We start from the raw sequence: 20,182 nt of genomic DNA, 5'->3' as shown, positions 1-20,182 counted from the left end.
TCGCGCACGTGTGCGGCGTCCGGTCGGTCGGGGGACCGGACGTTCTCAATGTGTCCTGAGTGCGTATAGTCGGAAATGTCGCACTCCCAAGCATTCTGCCGCCACAGCACGAGGTCAAGCCGGTGGACGACGCACTAGACAGCGCACAGGGCGTACGTGCGGATGCGAGGTCCGGCCGTCACGCCGTGGTCAGCAACGACAACGGTCAGTACGCGCTCTGGCCGGGGGACTTGACCGTCCCGGGCGGCTGGCACCGGGTGTACGGGCCGGCCGGGCGGGCCGAGTGCCGGGCCTGGGTGGAGCGGGAGTGGCGGCCGGCCGCCCTGGGGTTCCCGCGGGCGGAGGGCGTCCGGTGGGCGCCGGCGGGGTTCGCCGAGCCGGTGCCGGGCTTCGCCGACACGGTGCACGGACTGTTCCGCACGCGGGCGGCGCACGACCCCGAGGCCGTCGCCCTCGTCGCCGAGGGCGCCACGCTGAGTTACCGCGAACTCGACCGGCGCAGCGACCGGCTGGCCGCCGAGCTGCGGGCGCGCGGGATCGGGCCGGAACGGGTGGTGCCGGTCTGCCTGGAGCGCGGGATTGAGCTGGTCACCGCCTGGCTCGGGGTGCTCAAGGCGGGCGGGGCCTTCCTGCCGCTGGACCCGGCGCACCCGCGGCGGCGGCTGGCCCGGCTGGTCGAGGACTGCGGGGCACGGGTGGTGGTCACCGACGGTGACGGGTTTCCGGGGGCCTCCGTCCTGGGGGTGACCGACGCCGGGCCCGGCGTCGATCACCCCCAGGACGCCCGCCCGCACGAGGACGCCCGCCCGCACGAGGACGCCCGCCCGCACGAGGACGCCCGCCCCTACGACGCCTCGAACCCGCTCGCCGAGGCCGGCCCCGACGACCTCGCGTACCTGATCTACACCTCCGGCACGACCGGCCGTCCCAAGGGCGTCCCGGTCACCCACCGCGCCCTGGTGTTCACCCTGGACCGGATCGTCCGCGCCTACCGGCTGGCGCCCGGCGAGCGGGTGCTGCAGCTGGCCGCGCTGGGCTCCGACACCGCCCTGGAGCAGGTGCTGGGCGCGCTGCTCGCGGGCGCGACGGTGGTCCTGGGCGGGGGGAAGGGCGGCGGGGGCGGCACCTGGGCGCCCACCGAGCTGGTCGGCCGGCTGCCCAGGCTGGGCCTGGCCGTCGCCGACTTCACCCCCGCCTACTGGCACCACGTGCTCGACCTGCTCCCGCCCGGCGGGCGCGGCGCGGCCGGGCTGCGGCTGGTCGTGGTCGGCGGGGACGTCGTGCACGCCGACGACTGCCGGGAGTGCCTGGAGCGGCTGCCCGGCGCCCGGCTGCTCAACGCCTACGGGGTCACCGAGGCGGCCGTCACCTCCACGCTCTGCGAGGTCACGGCGGAGCTCCTCCGCGACGGCGGGTCGGCGGCCCTGGTGCCGATCGGCCGGCCGCTGCCGGGCGTGCGGGTGCACGTGCTGGACGCGGGGCTGCGCCCGGTCCGGCCCGGCGAGAAGGGGCAGATCCACCTGGGCGGGCCCGGCCTCGCCCGGGGCTACTGGCGGCAGGCCGGGCTCACCGCGGAGTGCTTCCTGCCCGACCCGTACGCGCCGCTGCCGGGCGAGCGGATGTACCGCACCGGCGACGCCGGGCGGTGGCGGCCGGACGGGCAGCTGGAGATCCTCGGCCGCTTCGACGACCAGGTGAAGGTGCGCGGGCACCGGGTGGACCCGGCGGAGATCGAGGCGGTGCTGGCCGCGCACCCGGACGTACGGCAGGCGCGGGTCGCGGCCGACGGGTCGGCGGCGGACGGCAGCCGGACGCTCACCGCGTACTACACGCTGGCGGCCGGGGTGGCCGACCGCGCCGAGGGGATCCGGGCGTTCCTGGCCGAGCGGCTGCCGGAGTACCTGGTGCCGGCCGAGTTCGTGCCGGTGGAGGAGATGCCGCTCACGGCGGCCGGGAAGATCGACCGGCGCCGGCTGCCGCACGCCCCGGTGCGCACGGCCCCGAAGGCGGGGACGGCGGCCGGGCCCGGGAACGCGGCGGCGGCCACGGCGGCGGCCGCGCCCGGGACGGCGACGACGTCCGCGCCCGCGATCGAGGAGGCGGTCGGGCACCTCTGGGCGGAGCTGCTCGGCGTCGAGAGCGTCGGCCCGGACGGTGACTTCTTCGCGCTCGGCGGCACCTCGCTGCTGGCGATGGAGATGCTGGCACGGGCCCGGATCCTGTTCGGCGTCGACGTCGGCCGGGTGCGGGCGCTCACCCGCGCGCTGCTGCGCGACCCCGCGCTGCGGGCCTTCGCGCAGGCCTTGCAGGAGGCCCGTACGGACACCGGGACCCGTACCGGCGCCGGGGCCGGAACCGCCCCCGGCGCTACGCCCGCGACCGCCGCCACGCCCGCGACCGCCGCCGGGCGGGTCGGCGGCGGGGAGGCGGCCGTCGACTGGTTCGAGGAGGCCCGGCTGACCGACCCGGTCGGCCAGTCCTGGAGCCCCGCGCCGTCCCGCGCGGAACCCGCCGAGATCCTGCTCACCGGTGCCACCGGCTTCTGCGGCGCGCACCTGCTGCACGCGCTGCTCGCCACCACCCGGGCCCGGATCCACTGCCTGGTGCGCGCGCCCGACGAGGAGCACGCGCTGGAGCGGCTGCGGGCCACCCAGCAGCGCTTCCTGCGGCACGACCTCGCGGACCGCCGGGTGGTGCCGCTGGTCGGCGACCTCACCCGCGCCCGGATCGGCCTGACGGAGCGTCAGTTCGACCGGATGGCGAGCACCCTGGACGCGGTCTTCCACCTCGGCGGCCAGGTCAACTTCCTCTACCCCTACCACCAGTTGCGCGACGCCAACGTCGGCGGCACCCGGGAGATCGTCCGCCTCGCCGGGCACAGCCGCGGCATCCCGGTGCACTACCTGTCCACCCTCGCGGTCCTGGCCGGCTTCGGGGCGGCGGGCGTCGACAAGGTCACCGAACGGACCCCGCTCGCCCACCCCGAGCGGATCGGCGTCGGCTACGTCGAGAGCAAGTGGGTGGCCGAGCAGCTGCTGCACAACGCGGCCGCGGCCGGACTGCCGGTCACGGTGCTGCGCACCAACGACGTCACCGGGGACCTGGCGAGCGGCGTGATGAACACCGGCACCGAGCTGTGCGCGCTGATCAAGTACCTGGCGGACAGCGGTACGTGCCCGGACGTCCGACTGCTGCTGGACTTCGTCCCGGCCGACCGTTTCACCCGCGCCGTCGCCCACATCGCCGCCCACGCCCCCGCCGACGGCGAGGTCTACCACCTCACCTCGCCGCAGCCGGGTCTCCTGGTGGACCTGGCCGACCGACTGCGGGCGCGCGGCCACCGGATCGACCTGCTGCCGTACGGGGAGTGGGTGCAGGGCCTGATCCGGTTCGCGGCGGGGCGGCCGACGCACCCGATCGCGCCGTTCGTCCCCTTGTTCGTGGACCGCGCGCCCGGGTCGGAGCTGTCGATCAGCGAGATGTACTTCCAGCCGACGTTCCCGCTGTTCGACCGGGCCAACACGGACGCGGCGCTGACCGGCAGCGGGATCGAACTGCCGCCGGTGGACGCCGGGTTGATCGACCACTACCTGGCGGGCCTGGAGGCGGAGGGATACCTGGAGGCGGCGGGGTGAGCGGGGCCGGCGCCGTGGGCGGGTCCGGCGAGGCGGCCGCGGCCCTCGACGAGCCCGACCTCTTCGACGCGCTCGACCTGCGGCACGCGCCGGGCGACGGCCCGGTGGCGTTCGGCGGAGTGCTCGGGCCGGCGGAACTGCTGGCGGCGTACCGGCGCGGGCTGTTCCCGCTGCCGGCGGCGGACGAGTACGCGAGCGCGTACAACGAGGCCCTGTACGGGGACGCCGTCGACGCGGGCGAGGTGGCGCTGCTGCCGGGCGGGGGAGACCCGTACGCGCTGGCCTGGTGGTCGCCCGACCCCCGGCCGGTGATCGCGGCCGACGGCGTGCGGCTCGGGCACCGGCTGGCCCGGCGGCTGCGCAACCGGTCGGCCTGGTGGACGAGCGCGGACCGGGCCTTCGGGCGGGTCCTGGAGGCGTGCGCCGACGGGCGGCAACCGGCGTGGCTCACCGAGGAGTTGGCGCTGGCCCTGACCCGGCTGCACGCGCTCGGGGCGGCGCACAGCGGGGAGGTGTGGGAGGGGGAGGAGCTGATCGGCGGGGTGTTCGGGGTCGCGGTCGGTCCGGTGCTGAGCCTGGACTCGATGTTCCGCCGCCGCCCGGACGCCGCCCGGGTCGCCGTCGCCGACCTCGGCGCGCGGTTCGGCGCGGCGGGCGGGCGGCTGCTCGACGCGCAGTGGGACGGCCCGCACGTGCGCAGCCTCGGGGCCGAGCCGGTGGCGCGGGTCCGGTACCTGGCGGAGCTGGCCGGTGGCGGTGGCGGTGGCGACGGGGACGAGGCGAGCGGCCCGGTCCTGGAGGGCGTGCCGATGCCGGTGGCACGGCTGGGGTGACCTGCCCCTGCCCGTAAACCTCTGTTCAGTGTCGATTCGGCCTCCGTTCGGCCTCTCTTCGACAAACTTATTCCTCGTCAGTAACATGACGCCGCGTGTTCAAGAGTTCGATAGGCAGGGCCGCGGGCCCCGCCGTCCTCACCCTCATCCTCGCCGGGGCCGCCGCGTGCGGGCCGACCAGCCCCGGCACCACCCAGACCGGCGCCGCCCCGGCCGCAGCCACCGTCGCCGACCCGACCGCGACCGCCGCCGCGGGCACCCCGGCCGCGCCCGCACCGGCCGCGGGGACCCCGCGCGCCAAGGCCGCCTCGCCCGCCGCCGGCCGCCCGGCCGCGGGCGCGGCCGCGGTCCCCGTCACCGCCGCACCCGCCGGGGACACGCAGGCCGCGATCGGCAGCCCCGGGAAGGACGGCGCCGCCGTCACCGCGGCGACCAGGAGCCTGCAGCTGACCGCCTACGACCCGGCCGGCGGCACGGCGGTCCTGTCCGCCGCCGGCGGCCCGGCCCCGGCGGGCCCGGCCTCCCCGAGCGCGGCGCCGTCGGCCGGCAAGCCCTCGGCGGCCACGCCCCCGACACCGCCCCCGACACCGCCCCCGGCTGCCGCCCCGGCCGCGTCCGCGCCCTCGGCAGCCGCCTCGGCGGCGGCCGTCGCGGCCGTCCAGCCCGGCCAGCTGATCGCCAGCCCGCCCACCGCCGCCGCGCCGCAGGGCGCGCTGGTCGCCGTCACCGCCGTCCACCCCGGCGCCGGCAGCACCCTCAACCTGGCGACCCGGCCCGCCACCCTCGCCGAACTCCTCGGCGGCACCGAGGCCGACGGCAGCGTGCCCGTCGACCCGCACGGCATCAAGGTCACCCCGCTGGTCAAGGACCTCAAGGCGAGCGTCGGCGCCGACCTCAACGGCGTGAAGGCCGACGCCTCCGGCACCCTGGAGGTCGACCTCAAGGCCCCCGTGCCGCTGCCCGAAGGCGCCAGCCTGGACGCCTCCGGCTCGCTGCAGCTCCACCCGGCCGTCCACTTCGCCTACCACGGCGCGGCCGCCGGAAGCCCGCGCACCGCGTCGATCGGCTTCGACCTGGGCGCCCACGCCCAGTGGAAGGTCACCGGCGACGTCGCCCGCAACACCGGCGCGGCGCCCATCCGGGTGCCCTTCGCCAAGCTGCAGGCCAGCCCGGTGCTGACCGTCGCCGGCCTGCCCGTGGTCGTCAACCTCGGCCTGACCTGCTACCTGGAGGTCAGTGCCGACGGCCAGGTCCACCTGGAGGCCGAGCAGGACGCCGCCGGCACCTGGGCCGTGCGCGCCGACTACACCGGCGGCAAGGGCTGGACCCCGGTCACCAGCGCCGACACCAAGGTCACCCCGGTCCACGTCCGCCTCAACGGCAAGGCCGGTGTGCGGGCCGCGCTCGGCGCCGAGATCAGCGTCGGCCTGTACGACACCGTCGGCGTGGAGACCACCGTCGCGCCCTACCTGAAGGCCCAGGCCGAAGGCTCCCTGGTCGCCGACTCCTCCGGCAACCCGCCGCAGGTCCAGGGCAGTTGGTCCCTGGTCGGCGGCGTCGACCTGAACGGGGCACTCACCGCCCACCTCAAGGTCTTCGGCACCCCGATCATCGAGGGCAAGCTGCCGCTCCCGCCGTTCCACAAGGAGTGGCCACTGATCGGCGGCTCGGCGACCCTGCCCGCCCCGAAGCCCACCAAGAGCTGACGCATCGTCACCATCGGCCTCCTTGACCGGTTTTCCGGTCGAGGAGGCCTCGTGACGTCGAAAGCCCGGAGCCCCGTCCGCGTGTTGGGTGCGGGCGGGGCTTCCAGGACCGGTCTGGCGGTTGGCCGTTACCAGCTTCCCTTGAGGGGCAGCCAGCCGGGGTTGCCGAACTTCGTGGTCACGGCGGCGCTGTTGTTGTCGTTGCTGAGGTAGAAGGTGCCGGTTCCCGCGTCGTAGCCGCCGATGCTGTCCTTGCCGTCACCGTTCCAGTCGCCGGCGAGCGGCTTCCAGCCGGGGTTGCCGAAGGTGGTGCTCACGGCGACGGTGCTGTTGTCGTTGCTCAGGTAGTACGTCCCCGTGTTCGGGTCGTAGGCGCCGATGCTGGTGACGCCGTCGCCGTTCCAGTCGCCCACGAGCGGCGTCCAGCCGGGGTTGCCGAACTTCACGGAGCCCGAAACGGTGCGGTTGTCGTTGCTCTCGTAGAAGGTCCCGGTGCTGGGGTCGTAGGCGCCGATGCTGTCCTTGCCGTCCTTGTTCCAGTCGCCGACGATCGGGATCCAGCCCGGGTTGCCGAACGTGGAGTTCACGGCGACGGTGCTGTTGTCGTTGCTCAGGTAGAAGGTGCCGGTGTTCGGGTCGTACGCGCCGACGCTGTCGACGCCGTCGCCGTTCCAGTCGCCCACGAGCGGCGTCCAGCCGGGGTTGCCGAACTTCGCCGAGCCGGCGACGGTGGTGTTGTCGTTGCTCTCGTAGAAGGTGCCGGTGCTGGGGTCGTACGCACCGATGCCGTCCGAGTAAGGCTTGGCGTGGTCGGTCGAGAGCCCGGTTCCCGGAGCGCAGGTCCAGGCACTGGCGCCCTGGCCGGCGAGGATCTTCTCCGCTATGAGGATCTGCTGCTTCTTGGTGGCGAGGTCGGGGCGGGGGGCGACTGCCGTGCCGCCGAAGGCCTTCCAGGTGTCCAGTGAGATCTGCAGGCCGCCGTAGTATAGGCCGTTCGACGAGACGATCGACCAGTTCCCGCCGCTCTCGCACTTGGCGACCTTGTCCCAGGTGCTCACGGACGCGGCGTGGGCGAGGCCTTGAGAGGCTGCGGACAGGACGGCCACGCCGACGGCGACGGCGGCGAGCGAGCGGGTGCGGCGGGTGGCCGGCTTGTTCTTCGGCATGCTGGGTTGACTCCCTTTCGTGTCGGGTGATGTGAGGCCGGGGTGGATTACCAGCGGCCGGCGATCGGGATGTCGCCCGGGGTGCCGTAGACGAAGCTGGTGGCAATGGAGCTGTTGTCGTTGCTGAGGTAGAACGTGGCGGTGTTCGGGTCGAAGGCGCCGATGCTGGTGACGCCGTCGTTGTTCCAGTCGCCGGTGACCGGGAGCCAGCCGGGGTTGCCGAACTTCACGGAGCCCGAAACGGTGCGGTTGTCGTTGCTCTCGTAGAAGGTCCCGGTGCTGGGGTCGTAGGCGCCGATGCTGTCCTTGCCGTCCTTGTTCCAGTCGCCGACGATCGGGATCCAACCCGGGTTGCCGAACGTGGAGTTCACCACGATGGTGCTGTTGTCGTCGGTGAGGTAGAAGGTGCCGGTGCTGGGGTCGTAGGCGCCGATGCTGGTGACGCCGTCGCCGTTCCAGTCGCCCGCGAGCGGGGTCCAGCCCGGGTTGCCGAACTTCACGGAGCCGGAGACGTTGGTGTTGTCGTTGCTCTCGTAGAAGGTGGCGGTGTCCGGGTCGTAGGCGCCGATGCTGGCGACGCCGTCGTTGTTCCAGTCCCCGACGATCGGCTTCCAGCCAGGGTTGCCGAACTTCGCCGAACCCTGCGTGCCGCCGGCGTTGTTGCCCTCGTAGAAGGTCTGGTTGGCCTGGTGGTACACGCCGACCTTGCTCGGGCGGGTCTGCACGTCGTCGACGACCTTGTTGTAGCGGTAGGGCAGGAAGCCGCCGTTGGTGATCTCGGAGCGGCTCATGTCGCGCTGCTGGGCGTGCCCCCCGGGCTTCGGCTCCTCGTAGACCGTTGCCATGGTGTGGCTGGCGTCGGTCCAGCCGACGAACAGCACCATGTGCGTGCTGATGTTGTTGAGGGTGTCTCCGGGCTTGAGCGCGTCGAGGCTGCCCAGCCGGGTGGACCACGAGGGGGCGCTTCCGGTGGTGAAGCCGCCGTTGGTGCCTGCGGTGTCGATGTGCCAGGCCATCGACACGAGACCGGAGCAGTCCCGCCGGTAGGTGCCGTTGCTGTCCGTCCGGAAGGGGGCCTCCTGCGAGTACGGGACCTGCGCGTCGACCCAGGACTTGCCGCGGGCCAGGATCTCGCTGCGGGTGATCTGCCCGTCGGCGGCGGAGGTGCCGACCGCCTGGGCGGTGGTGGCGGTGATGGCGGTGGTGGCGATGGCGCCGGAGGTGGCGATCGCGGCGGCCACGGCGATGCGGATGAGCTTGGAGGTCTTGGACGGCATGGCTGAATTCCTCATGGTGGATCAAGGGGTGACGGCATGGGGTGCCGGGGACGTGGTGCGGCTGACCGGCGTGCGTGGGCGGACGGCTGTCCTGCAGGAACAGCGGTCGGCGCGGGCGGCAGGCCGAAGGGTGCCGGGTCAGTGGCCGGGCGGGGACGGCGGCAGGTAGCGCCGCTGCATCAGGGGTGAGGCCTGGTGGCCCCGGGAGACCAGGGCGTGGACCCGGGCGAGGCTGTCCGCCGCGGAACCGGGGTCACGGGTGGCGAGGTAGACGATCAGGTCGACGCGGTCGGCCTCGCTGTTGACGGTGACGTGTTGAAGGGCGTCGTCGGGTCGGGCGTGGGCCCACAGGACGGCGCGGACCTCATCCGCCTCACCGGCCGGGATTGGCCCGGCGGTCTCCCTGCGCTGCAGGGCGGCGTAGATGACGTCCATCTGTCGGTCAGCCGCCCCAGCCGAAGCTGGCGTTGACGGTGGTGCCCGGGGCGTCCGCAGGGGCGGTGGTGAGGGCGGCGGGGGCGGCGAGCAGGGCGCCCAGCGAGACGGCGATGACCGCGGCGGCCTTGGCGATACGGGTGTGGATCACGATCGGATGTCCTCAACTGTCGTTGGATGCAAGGGGATTCATCCGGTAGGCACGTCCCGCGGTTGACGTCCGTCCGGTTGCCGTCGGGCGTTCTCCCTGGCGGCGATCACTAGCTTCGCCGCTCGGGGAACCCCTCGGAAGGCCTTGTGGGTGTCGCCAATCGGCCTGTCCGACTCCGGACATATGGACATGTCCGTGTCAACCATTTCCCGACGGGCGCCGCCCCGGACGCGCGTGACGCGAACCACCTCCGAGGGCGCCTGATCGAACTTGTGGGCGGCGCCGCCTGGTGAAAGGATCACGACGCTTCGTGTGCACTCGCACACGCGGGAGCTGGCGAATCACCACATTCGGGGGAAAACATGCTGGAGGCGCTGGGGCTGTCGGCCCGTGCCGGACGGGTCTACCAGGCGCTCCTCGACCACCCTGCCGACGACGTCGAGGCGATAGCCGGTCGCTGCGCGCTCACTGCCACGCAGGTCCACGACTGCCTCGACGAGCTCGGCCACCTCATGCTGGTCCGGGTCTCGGCGGACCATCCGGGCCGGATGCGGGCGGTCGACCCGGCCGTCGGCCTCGCCGACATGCTCGCCCGCCAGGAGGCCGACCTCGCCGCCCGCCAGGCCGCCCTCGCCGCGTCGCGCGCCGCCGTCACCCGCATGGTCGCCGAGCGTGCCGAACACCACGCCGCCCATGGTGAACGCCTGCTCGGTATGGACGCCGTCCATCACCGCCTGGAGCAGATGAGCCGCACCACCACCAGGGAGGCCCTCAGCAGCCAGCCCGGCAACCAGCGCGCCGAGGACCTCGATGCCTCCCGCCCGGGAGACGCCGGGGCCCTCGCCCGCGGCATCGCCATCCGCACCCTGTACCAGGACTCCACCCGCCATCAGCCGCACGTCGCCAACTACGCGCAGTGGCTGATCAGTCGGGGCGGTGAGGTCCGCACCGCCCCCACCATCCCGCAGCGCATCGTCATCGCCGACCGCCGCGAGGCCCTCGTCCCCATCGACCCGGAGGACCACCGCAAGGGCGCCCTCCACGTCACCGAACCCGGCATCCTCGCTGCCCTGCTGGACCTCTACGACCAGGCCTGGAACACCGCCGTTCCGCTCGGCGCCACCACCCCTGAGGACCCGGCCACCGGGCTCACGGCCACCGAGCGCCAACTGCTGCGCCTGCTCGGCACCGGCCTCACCGACGACACCGCCGGCCAGCGCCTCGGCATCTCCTCCCGTACCGTCGGCCGTCACATGGCCTCCATCATGGAGCGGCTCAACGCCGCCAGCCGTTTCGAAGCCGGCATCAAGGCCGCCCAGAACGGCTGGCTCTGAGCGCACTGTCCCTGCCGTCGACGAGGCGGCCTCATGCATCGTGTACGACGCAGGCTGGATACCATCACACGATGATCACTTCCAGCGCCCCCGCCACGGTCTTCGACATCGACGGCACGCTCTGCTTCGACGGACGGTCGATCGACGGCCGGATCGTCGCCGCCCTCGAGGAGTGCGAGCTGGCCGGTCGCAGGCTGGTGTTCGCGTCGGCTCGGCCCGTGCGGGACCTGCTGCCCGTGCTCGGCGGGGGCTTTCCGGGGGCCGTGCTGATCGGGGGGAACGGCAGCCTGGTGTCCGTCGACGGGCGGGTCCGGGCGCGGGCGGTGTTCGAGCGGGACGTGTTCGCGCGGCTGCTGGCGGAGGTGGAGCGGTACCGGGCGGAGTACCTCGCCGACGGCCCGTGGGACTACGCGTACACCGGGCCGGCCGACCACCCCATCCGCGGGAGGGTCGACCAGGGCGGGCTCGCCCGCCGGGTGGACCTCGCGGACCTCCCCGCCGTGGTGAAGTTCCTCGTCGTCTCGGCGACCGACATGGCGGCCCTCGCCGAGGCCGGGCGCGCGCTCGGGATGACGGTCAACCACCACCAGGACGAGGCGATCATCGACTTCGCCCCGGGTGCCACCACGAAGTGGGAGGCCCTGGCCTCGCTGGGCATCGACGGGTACGACGCCTTCGGCAACGACATCAACGACCTCGACCTGCTGCGCAACGCCCGGCACTCGGTGCGGGTGGGCGGCCACCCCGGTCTGGACGGGGTCGCCCGCGTCACCGTCGCGGCCGACCCGGCGGCCGTAGCCGCCGAGATCTCCCGGCTGGCGGCGGCGGGGCCCGCGGCCTGAGGGGTCGGGCCGGGGGGCTCAGGTCCAGTGGAGGTGGAAATCGGTGGGCAGTTGCTGCAGGGCGGCCAGTTCGGTGGCCAGTTCGGGTGCGGTCTGCTCGATGCGCTTGCCCTCGACCAGGGGTGCGGAGCTGTAGATCTTGCGCAGGGAGAAGCCCCAGCCGGGGCCGTCCGCCGGAGCGGGGCCGACGGTGACCGCCAGCCGGTGCGGTTCGTAGCGGATCCGGCGGCTCTCCGCCCGGGTGGCGGCGCAGGAGTCGAAGGCGGACCAGAGTTCGGGATCGGTCATCCGGGCGAGCCGGGCCGGGGTGAGCGGCGCGGTGTCGAGCAGCCGGCCGGTGAGGCGCCTGACCACCGAGACCGGGCCGACGTTGTCCCAGGAGGTGTGGAGCAGCGCTTCGGCGCGGACCAGGGCGACGAGTGCGGCCGCGGTCTCCCGGTCGGTCGACACCGCCGAGTCGTGGAGGTCGAGGCGGGCCGGCAGGAGGCCCGGATCGAGGTCGAGACGGCCGGCGGCACGGCCGCTGCGCACGTAGGAGTCGAGGTGGTCGAGGTTCAGCAGCCCGGAGCCGGAGCCGGGGCCGGAGCCGGGGCCGGAGCGGCCGGTGAGGGGCGAGGGGACCTGTCCGTCGAGGACGGCGGCGACGGCCTCGGCGTCGATGCCGTGCCCGGCCAGCACCGGACGGATCGGCTCGGCCCGCAGCAGTCGTGCGCCGATCGCGTGGTGGTCGAGGCCGCCGAGGCCTTCGGCGGTGTGGCTCAGGGGCAGGTGGCCGATGTCGTGCACCAGGGCCGCGACCCGCAGGAGTTCGTCCGCCGGGCGGAAGTGGGCGACCAGCGCGAGGACCCCGAGGCTGTGTTCGAGCCTGGAGTACGACTGCAGGGTGGTGAGCGTCGAGGCCCCCGCGTGGGCGACGAAGTGCAGGCGCCGCAGTGGTTCGGTCCGGAGGAGTGCGACTTCGACGGGGTTCAGGCGGACCGGTATCCGCCACAGCGGGTCGGTGAACTCCTGTGCCAGGCCCGCGACATCGGTCGGGACCGGACGGGCGGGGAGGGCCGGACGGGCGGGACGGGCGGGACGGTCCACGGGATCCTGCGGTGAGGTCTGATCGGTGTGGATGGCCATCGGGTCACCCTAGGCGCATCGGCGACGGGCGGCGCGGTGGTTTTCGAGGGGTCTCCTCGCGGGGCACCGGGGGTCGGTCGGTGTGCGTCGCTCATGGGGACCGGGTGGCCATGAGTGCGGCTCATGGGGTGCGCAGGTGCCCGCTGACGTCGCCGATCAGGGTGATGCGGACCTGTCGTTCGGTGAAGCGCCACTGCCCGTCGTGCCGTTCGAAGCGGTCGTCGTAGCGGCCGACGGCGATGAACTGGAGGTCGAGCCCGGGGAGGGACTGGAGGACGGCGACGTACGAGAGGGCCGTGGCGGTGCCGGCCTGCTCGTCGGTCTCGACGGCGGTGTTGGTGACGACGTGCTGGGTGCGCGGGGTGCCGTCCGGGTACAGGATCACGGTGTCGCGGAACATCCGCTCGATCTCCTCGCGCCCGTGCAGCGGCTTTCCGCTGCCGGTGAAGGTGGCGTCGGCGAGGAGGTGGCCGAGCCCGGCGAAGTCGCCGGCGTCGACGAGTGCGGCGTAGCGGATGATCAGGTCCTTGATGGCGTGGCGGCTCGTCTCGGAGGGGTCGGACGGGCGGGCGGTGGCTGGCATGGTCTTCTCCCTGGGGCTCGGCAGTGGTGCGGGGCGGAGCGCCCGGGAGTGGGAAGTCGGCCGGGCCGACTTCCCACTCCCAAACAATCGACGGGGTGTCCGACAGGGCGTCAGTAGCTGCGGGGCGTACGGGCCCTGTCCCCACTCTGCTCGACCCGCCGCACACGCAGCATCCGTCATGTGACCGTCAGTCGGTCGCGAGGATCTTTTCCTCGGCTGTCCGTCACATGTCCCGCCCGGGATCCGTCGGTGCAGTAGACCGAACGACGGAAGGAAACCCGCGATGCTCACCAACCTCATGTACGTCACCGTGTACGTCACCGACCAGGACCGGGCGCTGCGCTTCTACACGGAGCAGCTCGGCCTGGAGAAGCGGATCGACTACCCCGGCCCCGACGGGCGGTTCCTCACCGTGGGTGCCCCCGGCAGCCCGGTGGACATCATTCTCTGGTCGCACGGCCCGGCCGTCGGCCAGCCGGTCGAGATCGGGGCGGCGGCCGCGCCCGGTCCGGTCATCCTGGAGTCGGACGACCTGCGGGCGGACTTCAAGGTGTTCCGCGACCGTGGGGTGACCTTCGACAAGGACGAGCCGGAGGCGTACCCGTTCGGCATCGCCATCGAGGCGTCGGACCCGGACGGCAACCGGATCTCCCTGCGGGAGCGCCGCCAGCCCGCGTAGGGCGAAAGACGAGGATGAGTGGGAAGTCGGCTGGGCCGACTTCCCACTCCGCTTTTACGGCACGGCCGTGAGGTTCGCGGCTGGGTCGTGCGGTCAAGGGTTCGTGGCGGCGAGGGTATCGATGCTGGTGGTGGCTCCGCAGCTCATCGATTCCACCCCGGATCTTCAGATCGGCTTCATTCGGGAGTCCTCTTGCCCCGGAATCCTGCAGTGCGTGAACGACGGAAGACCGGCCGGGCCCGTGGGGGACGGTCCCTCCGCTCGACCGTCGGCAGCCGGCCACCGACCGGGGGGGACGAGGCCGCCCGCGCGAAGGGGCGCACGTAGCCGTGGTCGACGACGCGCGGCACACGACGTCACCCACTGCCCCACCGCCCCACTGGCCCCCGTTCCGAGGATCACCGTGACCGACCAGCAGCTGCCCGACTGGGCCGATCCCTCCGTCTCCCCCACCGATCTCGACGCCCAGGGCATGTCGAGGCGCGGGCTCCTGCGCCGAGCGGGTCTGTTCGGTGCCGCGTTCGCCCTCGGCGGGGCGGCCACGTCGGCCGCCGCCACGCCGGCCGCCGCCGCCGGACGGGACCTGGGCGGTTCCGACCCGCGCCTCGCCTACCTGGTCGGCGACCACCACGTCCACTCCGTCTACAGCCACGACGCGAAGTACACGTTCTCCCAGCAGGTCCGGGCCGCCGCCCGGTACGGCCTGGACTGGCTGGTGTTCAACGAGCACTCCAACTTCGGTCACGCCCACCACGGTGCCGCGCTGGAGCACCAGGAGATCCTCAAGGCCCGCGCCGAGAACCCGCGCCAGCTGATCTTCCAGGGGCTGGAGTGGTACATCCCGGCCGCCGAGCACGCCACCGTGTTCGCGGCCCCCGGCCCGCACGAGGTCGACCTGCTCACCCGGTTCGAGCTGGCCTACGACGGCAAGCTGCTGGGCTACACCGAGGGTGCGGCCGGCGCGGCCGACACCGCCCGCAACGAGGCCCACGCCGTGAAGGCCGTCCAGTGGCTGGCCGAGCAGCGCCGCACCGGCTACGTGGACGACGTCCTCGTCCTCGCTAACCACCCGCTGCGCCTCGGCATCGACTCCCCGCACGAGCTGCGCAACTGGCGGGACGCCGCCACCGGGATCGTGATCGGCATGGAGGGCGCGCCGGGCGCCCAGGGCGCGGCCATTCCGGGCTGGCGCGGCGCGAACTCGATCCGCGGCGAGTACGAGAACAAGCCGTCCGCGCAGTCGTGGTCCGGCTACCCGGCGGACGCCTACCAGACCTACGGCGGCTTCGACTGGGCGACCGCGACCGTGGGCGGCCTGTGGGACTCGATGCTGGCCGAGGGCCGGCTGTTCTCGATCACCAGCAACTCCGACAACCACCGGACCGTCTTCGACACCTGGAAGAACGGCGACTGGCAGCCCGGCCAGAACTTCGACAACACCGGCAAGGTGCCCGACCCGGTGGACACCGGCACCGCGCAGCCCGGAAGCGACTTCTGGCCCGGTCAGTTCAGCCGCACCCACGTCGGTGTGACCCGCTACGGCTACCGCGCCGTGATGGAGGGCCTGCGCGCCGGCCGGGTCTGGGTGGACCACGGGCACCTGCTCGACGGGCTCGACGTGCGCCTCAAGCGGGAATGCGACCACGGCCGCGGGGTCACCCTCGGCGGACGGCTGCGCGTCCGCAGGGGAGAGCGGCTCACCCTGTCGGTGACGGTCACGACCGCCTCCCGCCCCAACCCCCAGGGCATCCTGCCCCGGTTGGCGAACGTGGACGTCATCCGGGGCGCCGTGCGCGGCCCGGTCGCCGACCGGGACACCTGGCGGGCGCCGGACACCCGGGTCGTCCACACCGCCGACGTCACCGGCCGCACCGGCACCTACACCCTGCAGATCCCGCTCACCGCCGGCGACGAGTCCTTCTACCTCCGGCTGCGCGGCGGCGACGGCAACCGGCAGGGCACCGGCTACCTCGGTGCCGCCGTCGACCCGCACGGGCCGATCCCCCACGAGCCCGGGAACGGTGACCCGTGGGCCGACACGTGGTTCTACGCCAACCCCGTGTTCGTCGACGTGACAGGAGCCTGACCGACCCGGACGGCATCTGGATCTCCCTGTGGGAGCGCCGCCGGCCCGCCGAGGGCGAAGAACGAGGAGGAGTGGGAAGTCGGCTGGGCCGACTTCCCACTCCGCTTTTATGGGCCGGTGGTTGGGGTTGTGGTGGGGTGTGGGTGCTCGTCGTGGTGGTGGGCGGTGAGGGGGTAGATCCAGGCGAGGAGCGCGAGGAGCAGCGCGAACGGGAGAAGCGTGCAGAGGGTGACGTACCCCTCGCTATGGCGGGGCTCAGGCGGCATCGGGGACGGTGGCGAGGTCGAGTTCGGCCCAGACGGTCTTGGCGTTGGGGTGCCGGGGGATGGTGCCCCAGCGGTCGCAGAGGGCGTCGATGAGGGTGAGACCGCGCCCGGACTGCGCGTTGGGCAGGTGGACGGTGGGGAGGACGGGGAGCCGGTCGCCCCTGGGGTCGCTGATCTCGATGCGCAGGGTGGTGCCCCGGCGCGTACTGGTGGTGAGGGAGAGGTGCAGCTCGAACCCGCGCCCCGCAACGCGACCGTGCGTAGTCGCGTTAGCGGCCAGCTCCGCGACGATGAGGAGAGCCGAGTAGAACGGCTCCGTGTGCGTCGAGTTCAGCCCCCAGACGGTGAGTTGACGTCTGGCGATGCGTCGGCAGATGGCGGCGCCCTTGGGGGTGGCGGCGAGGAGGACGGTGTGGGAGTGGGGGTTGTCGAGCGGGATTTCGGTTGTCATGGGAGAAAAGCGTGACGGCACGGACGTACCCTGGCCATGGATTCGACGGGCACGGAGAGTGCTTGTACGGATGCGGACGGTCGGCATGTCGGCTGACCCGGATCAATTGAGCAAGGGGGCGAGGGGTACCTATGAGCGGTGTCGAGCGCACGGTGTTCGATGACGGTGAGACGGCGGAGAACTCGGACGGGGTCGCGGAGTTCTACAGTGCGGTGGGAAAGCAGATCAAGATCCTCCGTGAGCGGGCCGGCGTCACGCAGAAGGAACTCGCGAAGCTGACCGGCTACGGCGAGGACCACGTGAGTGCGGTCGAGCGGGGAATCCGGACCCCTCGGATCGAGTACCTGACGGTGGTGGACAAGATCCTCAACGCGGGCGGTCTGCTCGTCGTCGTCGCGGACGACGTGATGAAGGCGAAGATCCGGGTGAGTGAGCGTCACCCGGCGTTCTCCAAAGCCTTCACGGCGGAGGAGAATCGGGCCATCGAGATCCACGAGTACAGCACGATGGTGATCCCGGGGCTACTCCAGACCGAGGCGTACATCCGCGCTTTGTACGAGATGCGTCGGCCGCTGCTCTCACCCGAGCAGATCGACGAGTGGGTGGCAGCGCGAGTCGCTCGGCAGGAGATTCTCGCGCGGTGGCCCTTGCCGGTGGTGACCTGGGTGATCGATGAGAGCGTGCTCCGTCGGCCCTTGGGCGGGTGGGACGTTCACAAGGAGCAGCTCCAGCACCTGCTGAAGGTCGGACAGATGAGGGGCCCCGAACTCCAAGTCATGCCGCTCGATCGGATGAGCCACGCTGGCATGGGGGGCTCGTTCACGATCCTCACTCCGCCTGCTAGGCCGTCGATCGGCTACGTCGCGGCGCAGCACGTGAATCGATTGATCACGGATCCGGTGGAAGTCCGTAATATGGCCGCACGGTACAGCAGTATCCGGGCCCAGGCTCTGGGGCTGAAGGAGTCCCTGGCCTTGATCGAAGCGATTCTGGGAGAGCGGTAGGCATGGCCGAGCTGGCGTGGTTCAAGAGCAGCTACAGCACCAACGAGGAAGCCCAGTGCGTCGAGGTCGCTGAGACCCCCGGTGTCGTCCACGTGCGTGACTCCAAGGACAAGAGCGGTCCCCAGCTGGCCTTCGAGCCGGCCGCGTGGGAGGCGTTCGTGACGTTCGCCGCCACTGCCGAGGTCTGATCCAGGCCTCCCCTCAACGGCCCACCGTCTACCCGGCGGCGGGCCGTTGGCGTACCGTCAGGCACCATGGAACTGGTCTGGTTCAAGAGCAGCCACAGCGGCAATGAAGGCGGCGCCTGCGTCGAGATCGCCTGGCGCAAGAGTAGCCACAGCACCAACGAGGGCGGCCAGTGCGTCGAGGTCGCCGAGACCACCGAAGCCGTCCTCGTCCGTGACTCCAAGGACAAGAGCGGCCCCCACCTCACCTTCGACCCCACCGCTTGGCAGGCGTTCGTCGCCTTCGCCGCCCGGGCCGACGTCTGACCCGATCTGCCCTACCCTTCCTCCATGCTCTCCGTGGTGGTGGCCCCCTGGGCAGACAATGCAGAGCCGGTGTTCGTGCGCAACCCGGACGTCCTGCACGACGCTGCGAGCACGATGAAGGTCGCCGTGCTCGCGGCGCTCTGGCGTAACGGCGTGAACCTCGCCGCCGACGTTCCGGTGGTGAACCGGTTCGAGTCGGCCGTCGGCGGGGAGTTCGGCAACAACCAGGACTACGACAGCGACCCGCTGCCCTGGGAACTGCTGGGCACCCACGTCCCGCTGAGTCTGCTCGCGGAGCGGATGATCACCCACTCCTCGAACCTCGCCACCAATCTCTGCCTCTCCCGCACCACCCCGCAGGCCGTCGCCGACGTCTGGCGCCGCGCCGGTGCCACCCGCAGCTGCACCCCGCGCGGGATCGAGGACTACGCGGCGCGGGCGGCCGGCGTCAACAACGTGGTCAGCGCCCGTGACCTCGTCCGGTTGCTCCACTCCCTCGCCGAGGAGCCGGAACTCCTCGGTCTGATGGAGGAGAACGACTTCCGGGTGGACCTCGCCGCCGGCCTGCCTCCGGGCACCCGGATCGCCTTCAAGAACGGCTGGATCACCGGCGCCCGGCACTGCGTCGGCCTGGTCCATCCCCGGGACTGCCCGCCGTACCTGCTCGCCGTCTGCTACACCGGTCCGCTGGCCTCCGGCGCCGACCGTACCGACCCTGCCGCACGCCTGCTGGCCCGGGTGTCGGCGGCGGTGTGGAGGAGACGCCACGACATTCACCCGTTCCCGTGAGCATGACGACCGGTCAAGTGCGGTACGAACCATAGGCGTCCGCTCACACTGCCGGGGATCGCTTGGGGGTGAGCCGAAGTGTCGTCGCGCCTGCGGAGTCTCGCCCGACTGGTCACCGTGCTCGCGGTCACCGCTGCCTACGTCGCCTTGCACCTGGCGGTCAGCGCGGCCGGTGACCGCACGGCAAGTCCCGGGACGGCGGCCCTCGAAGCGGGGGCCGCGCTCTGGTGCGGGCTGTTCGCCCTGCTCCTCCTCGGCCCGGCCCTGTGGCTGCGCCACCTCCGCCGCTCGGGCGCGGCCGAACTGGTGCGCGTGGTCAGCCAGTACGTCCCGCCCCGGCCGCCGTGGCAGCGGGCACGGCGGGTGGCCAACGGCCTCGGCCTGCTGCTGTTCGGCTGCGGGGCCGGTGCCGTCCACGCCTCGGGGCGGCACGGTCACACGATGCCCCCGGCGGTGCGGATCCCGCTGCTCCTCGGCGGCGTGGCGGCCGTCGTCGCCGCTTTGCTGATCCTGCGCCGCACCCGCCCGTACGCGGTGCGACCGGCGGCCCGGGCACTGCTGCTGAGCGGCTGCCGGCCCGTCCTCTACCTGCGCAGCTTCGGGGACGACGAGGGCCCGGTCCAGCTGGACGACGGGGCGGATCTCACCCTCCACACCCGGGAGGAACAGCTCGCGAGCGCCCTGGGGGCGATCGGCCCGGTGATCGCGGTCGGCCGGCCGGGGGAGCGGCTGCCGCAACTCGGCGCGGCGCGGTTCTACCTGCCGCTGGACGACTGGAAGCCCACCGTGCTGCGGCTGATGGACCTGTCCCAGCTGATCGTGCTGCGCCTGGGGCAGGGGGACGGGCTGTGGTGGGAGGTCGAGCAGGTGCGGACCACCCAGCCCGCGCGGAAGCTGGTCCTGCTGCTACCGGGCGGCGAATCGGCCCTGGCGGCCCGGCTGAACACGTACCTGCCGGAGCCCCTGCCGCCGGGCGAGTTGGGCGCGGGCGGGGAGTGGGTCTCCACCGTCATCGTCTTCGACGACGCCTGGACGCCCCGGGTGTTCCCGGTGGGCCCGCGGCGCTCGGGCCGGTGGGGCTGGTCGGGCTGGTTTGCGAACGCCGGCCCGGGGGCGGCGGTGGACCCGAACACCACCGAGGTGGCCCGCGCGGTGCGGACCGCGCTGACCTCCTCGGGGCTGCGCCGCCGGACGATGACCTGGCGGTCCCGGCTCGCGGCCCACTCCGCCCTCCTCGCGGGCCTCGGACTGGCGGTCACGGTGGCCCTGGCGGGCTGGCTCGGCCTGCGGGCCCTGCAGTTGATCGAACTCTGGTGATCACCGGCCCCG

General features: G+C 72.8%; 19 protein-coding genes. 12 read left to right on the top strand and 7 right to left on the bottom strand.

Translation table 11 applies throughout. The annotated features are described in order from the left end of the window. The first annotated feature begins 59 nt into the window (after nt 1-59). From ACYP53_RS38535 to ACYP53_RS38525, 3 genes are all read left to right on the top strand, one after another. Nucleotides 60-3,635 (top strand): amino acid adenylation domain-containing protein, encoded by a 3,576-nt coding sequence (locus ACYP53_RS38535; protein ID WP_459650813.1) that lies wholly within the window; start codon nt 60-62, stop codon nt 3,633-3,635. Beyond that, a complete protein-coding gene (locus ACYP53_RS38530; RefSeq protein WP_459650812.1) occupies nt 3,632-4,468 on the top strand; it encodes a leucyl/phenylalanyl-tRNA--protein transferase in 837 nt (278 codons plus the stop codon). Before ACYP53_RS38535 ends, ACYP53_RS38530 begins: the two co-directional genes overlap by 4 nt. A 95-nt stretch (nt 4,469-4,563) precedes the next feature. Continuing rightward, the gene (locus tag ACYP53_RS38525; RefSeq protein WP_459650811.1) at nt 4,564-6,174 is read left to right on the top strand and encodes a hypothetical protein; all 1,611 of its coding nucleotides are present in this window, start codon (nt 4,564-4,566) and stop codon (nt 6,172-6,174) included. Between the two features lie 128 nt (nt 6,175-6,302). On the opposite strand, the gene ACYP53_RS38520 is transcribed toward ACYP53_RS38525, so the two are convergent. The 4 genes from ACYP53_RS38520 to ACYP53_RS38505 form a co-directional block, all read right to left on the bottom strand. Next, on the bottom strand, nt 6,303-7,340 hold the full coding sequence (locus ACYP53_RS38520) for a transglycosylase family protein (protein WP_459650810.1): 1,038 nt from the start codon (nt 7,338-7,340) through the stop codon (nt 6,303-6,305). Nucleotides 7,341-7,387: 47 nt separating this feature from the next. Further along, nucleotides 7,388-8,617 (bottom strand): hypothetical protein, encoded by a 1,230-nt coding sequence (locus tag ACYP53_RS38515; protein ID WP_459650809.1) that lies wholly within the window; start codon nt 8,615-8,617, stop codon nt 7,388-7,390. Nucleotides 8,618-8,755: 138 nt separating this feature from the next. Then, on the bottom strand, nt 8,756-9,052 hold the full coding sequence (locus ACYP53_RS38510; RefSeq protein ID WP_459650808.1) for a hypothetical protein: 297 nt from the start codon (nt 9,050-9,052) through the stop codon (nt 8,756-8,758). A gap of 7 nt (nt 9,053-9,059) precedes the next feature. Then, on the bottom strand, nt 9,060-9,203 hold the full coding sequence (locus ACYP53_RS38505) for a hypothetical protein (RefSeq protein WP_459650807.1): 144 nt from the start codon (nt 9,201-9,203) through the stop codon (nt 9,060-9,062). A 362-nt stretch (nt 9,204-9,565) separates the two neighbouring features. Between ACYP53_RS38505 and ACYP53_RS38500 the strand changes: the two genes are divergently transcribed. Together ACYP53_RS38500 and ACYP53_RS38495 are read left to right on the top strand one after the other, a co-directional pair. Beyond that, entirely contained in the window at nt 9,566-10,537 is a 972-nt protein-coding gene (locus ACYP53_RS38500; RefSeq protein WP_459650806.1) for a TrmB family transcriptional regulator, read from the top strand. Between the two features lie 71 nt (nt 10,538-10,608). Further along, entirely contained in the window at nt 10,609-11,379 is a 771-nt protein-coding gene (locus ACYP53_RS38495; protein ID WP_459650805.1) for an HAD hydrolase family protein, read from the top strand. An 18-nt stretch (nt 11,380-11,397) separates the two neighbouring features. Here ACYP53_RS38495 and ACYP53_RS38490 read toward each other — a convergent pair whose 3' ends face one another. Both ACYP53_RS38490 and ACYP53_RS38485 read right to left on the bottom strand, forming a co-directional pair. Continuing rightward, on the bottom strand, nt 11,398-12,504 hold the full coding sequence (locus ACYP53_RS38490; protein ID WP_459650804.1) for an HD domain-containing protein: 1,107 nt from the start codon (nt 12,502-12,504) through the stop codon (nt 11,398-11,400). 121 nt (nt 12,505-12,625) lie between these two features. Then, a complete protein-coding gene (locus ACYP53_RS38485) occupies nt 12,626-13,087 on the bottom strand; it encodes a nuclear transport factor 2 family protein (protein WP_189913967.1) in 462 nt (153 codons plus the stop codon). A 283-nt stretch (nt 13,088-13,370) separates the two neighbouring features. On the opposite strand from ACYP53_RS38485, the gene ACYP53_RS38480 reads away from it, so the two are divergent. Together ACYP53_RS38480 and ACYP53_RS38475 are read left to right on the top strand one after the other, a co-directional pair. Beyond that, nucleotides 13,371-13,766 carry a VOC family protein gene (locus ACYP53_RS38480; protein WP_459650803.1) on the top strand — a complete coding sequence of 132 codons (396 nt, stop codon included), beginning with the start codon at nt 13,371-13,373 and terminating at the stop codon, nt 13,764-13,766. A 403-nt stretch (nt 13,767-14,169) separates the two neighbouring features. After that, a complete protein-coding gene (locus ACYP53_RS38475) occupies nt 14,170-15,852 on the top strand; it encodes a CehA/McbA family metallohydrolase domain-containing protein (RefSeq protein WP_459650802.1) in 1,683 nt (560 codons plus the stop codon). Between the two features lie 255 nt (nt 15,853-16,107). Here ACYP53_RS38475 and ACYP53_RS38470 read toward each other — a convergent pair whose 3' ends face one another. After that, nucleotides 16,108-16,569: an ATP-binding protein gene (locus tag ACYP53_RS38470; protein WP_459650801.1), complete on the bottom strand. Its 462-nt coding sequence runs from the start codon at nt 16,567-16,569 to the stop codon at nt 16,108-16,110. 131 nt (nt 16,570-16,700) lie between these two features. Here ACYP53_RS38470 and ACYP53_RS38465 point away from each other — a divergent pair, with 131 nt between their 5' ends. From ACYP53_RS38465 to ACYP53_RS38445, 5 genes are all read left to right on the top strand, one after another. Then, nucleotides 16,701-17,573: a helix-turn-helix domain-containing protein gene (locus tag ACYP53_RS38465; protein ID WP_459650800.1), complete on the top strand. Its 873-nt coding sequence runs from the start codon at nt 16,701-16,703 to the stop codon at nt 17,571-17,573. A 2-nt stretch (nt 17,574-17,575) separates the two neighbouring features. Beyond that, the gene (locus ACYP53_RS38460; protein ID WP_207815074.1) at nt 17,576-17,761 is read left to right on the top strand and encodes a DUF397 domain-containing protein; all 186 of its coding nucleotides are present in this window, start codon (nt 17,576-17,578) and stop codon (nt 17,759-17,761) included. A gap of 66 nt (nt 17,762-17,827) precedes the next feature. Further along, nucleotides 17,828-18,064, top strand: a complete 237-nt coding sequence (locus ACYP53_RS38455; protein ID WP_459650799.1) for a DUF397 domain-containing protein — start codon at nt 17,828-17,830, stop codon at nt 18,062-18,064. Nucleotides 18,065-18,088: 24 nt separating this feature from the next. Further along, complete coding sequence (locus ACYP53_RS38450; protein ID WP_459650798.1) at nt 18,089-18,853, top strand: serine hydrolase; 765 nt, start codon at nt 18,089-18,091, stop codon at nt 18,851-18,853. Nucleotides 18,854-18,931: 78 nt separating this feature from the next. Continuing rightward, nucleotides 18,932-20,170 (top strand): transferase, encoded by a 1,239-nt coding sequence (locus tag ACYP53_RS38445; protein WP_459650797.1) that lies wholly within the window; start codon nt 18,932-18,934, stop codon nt 20,168-20,170. The last annotated feature ends 12 nt before the right edge of the window (nt 20,171-20,182 follow it).

Source organism: Kitasatospora sp. Ki12, from assembly GCF_054601375.1.
The sequence above is the reverse complement of the archived record's forward strand: the minus strand, read 5'-3'. Positions and strand labels throughout refer to the sequence as shown.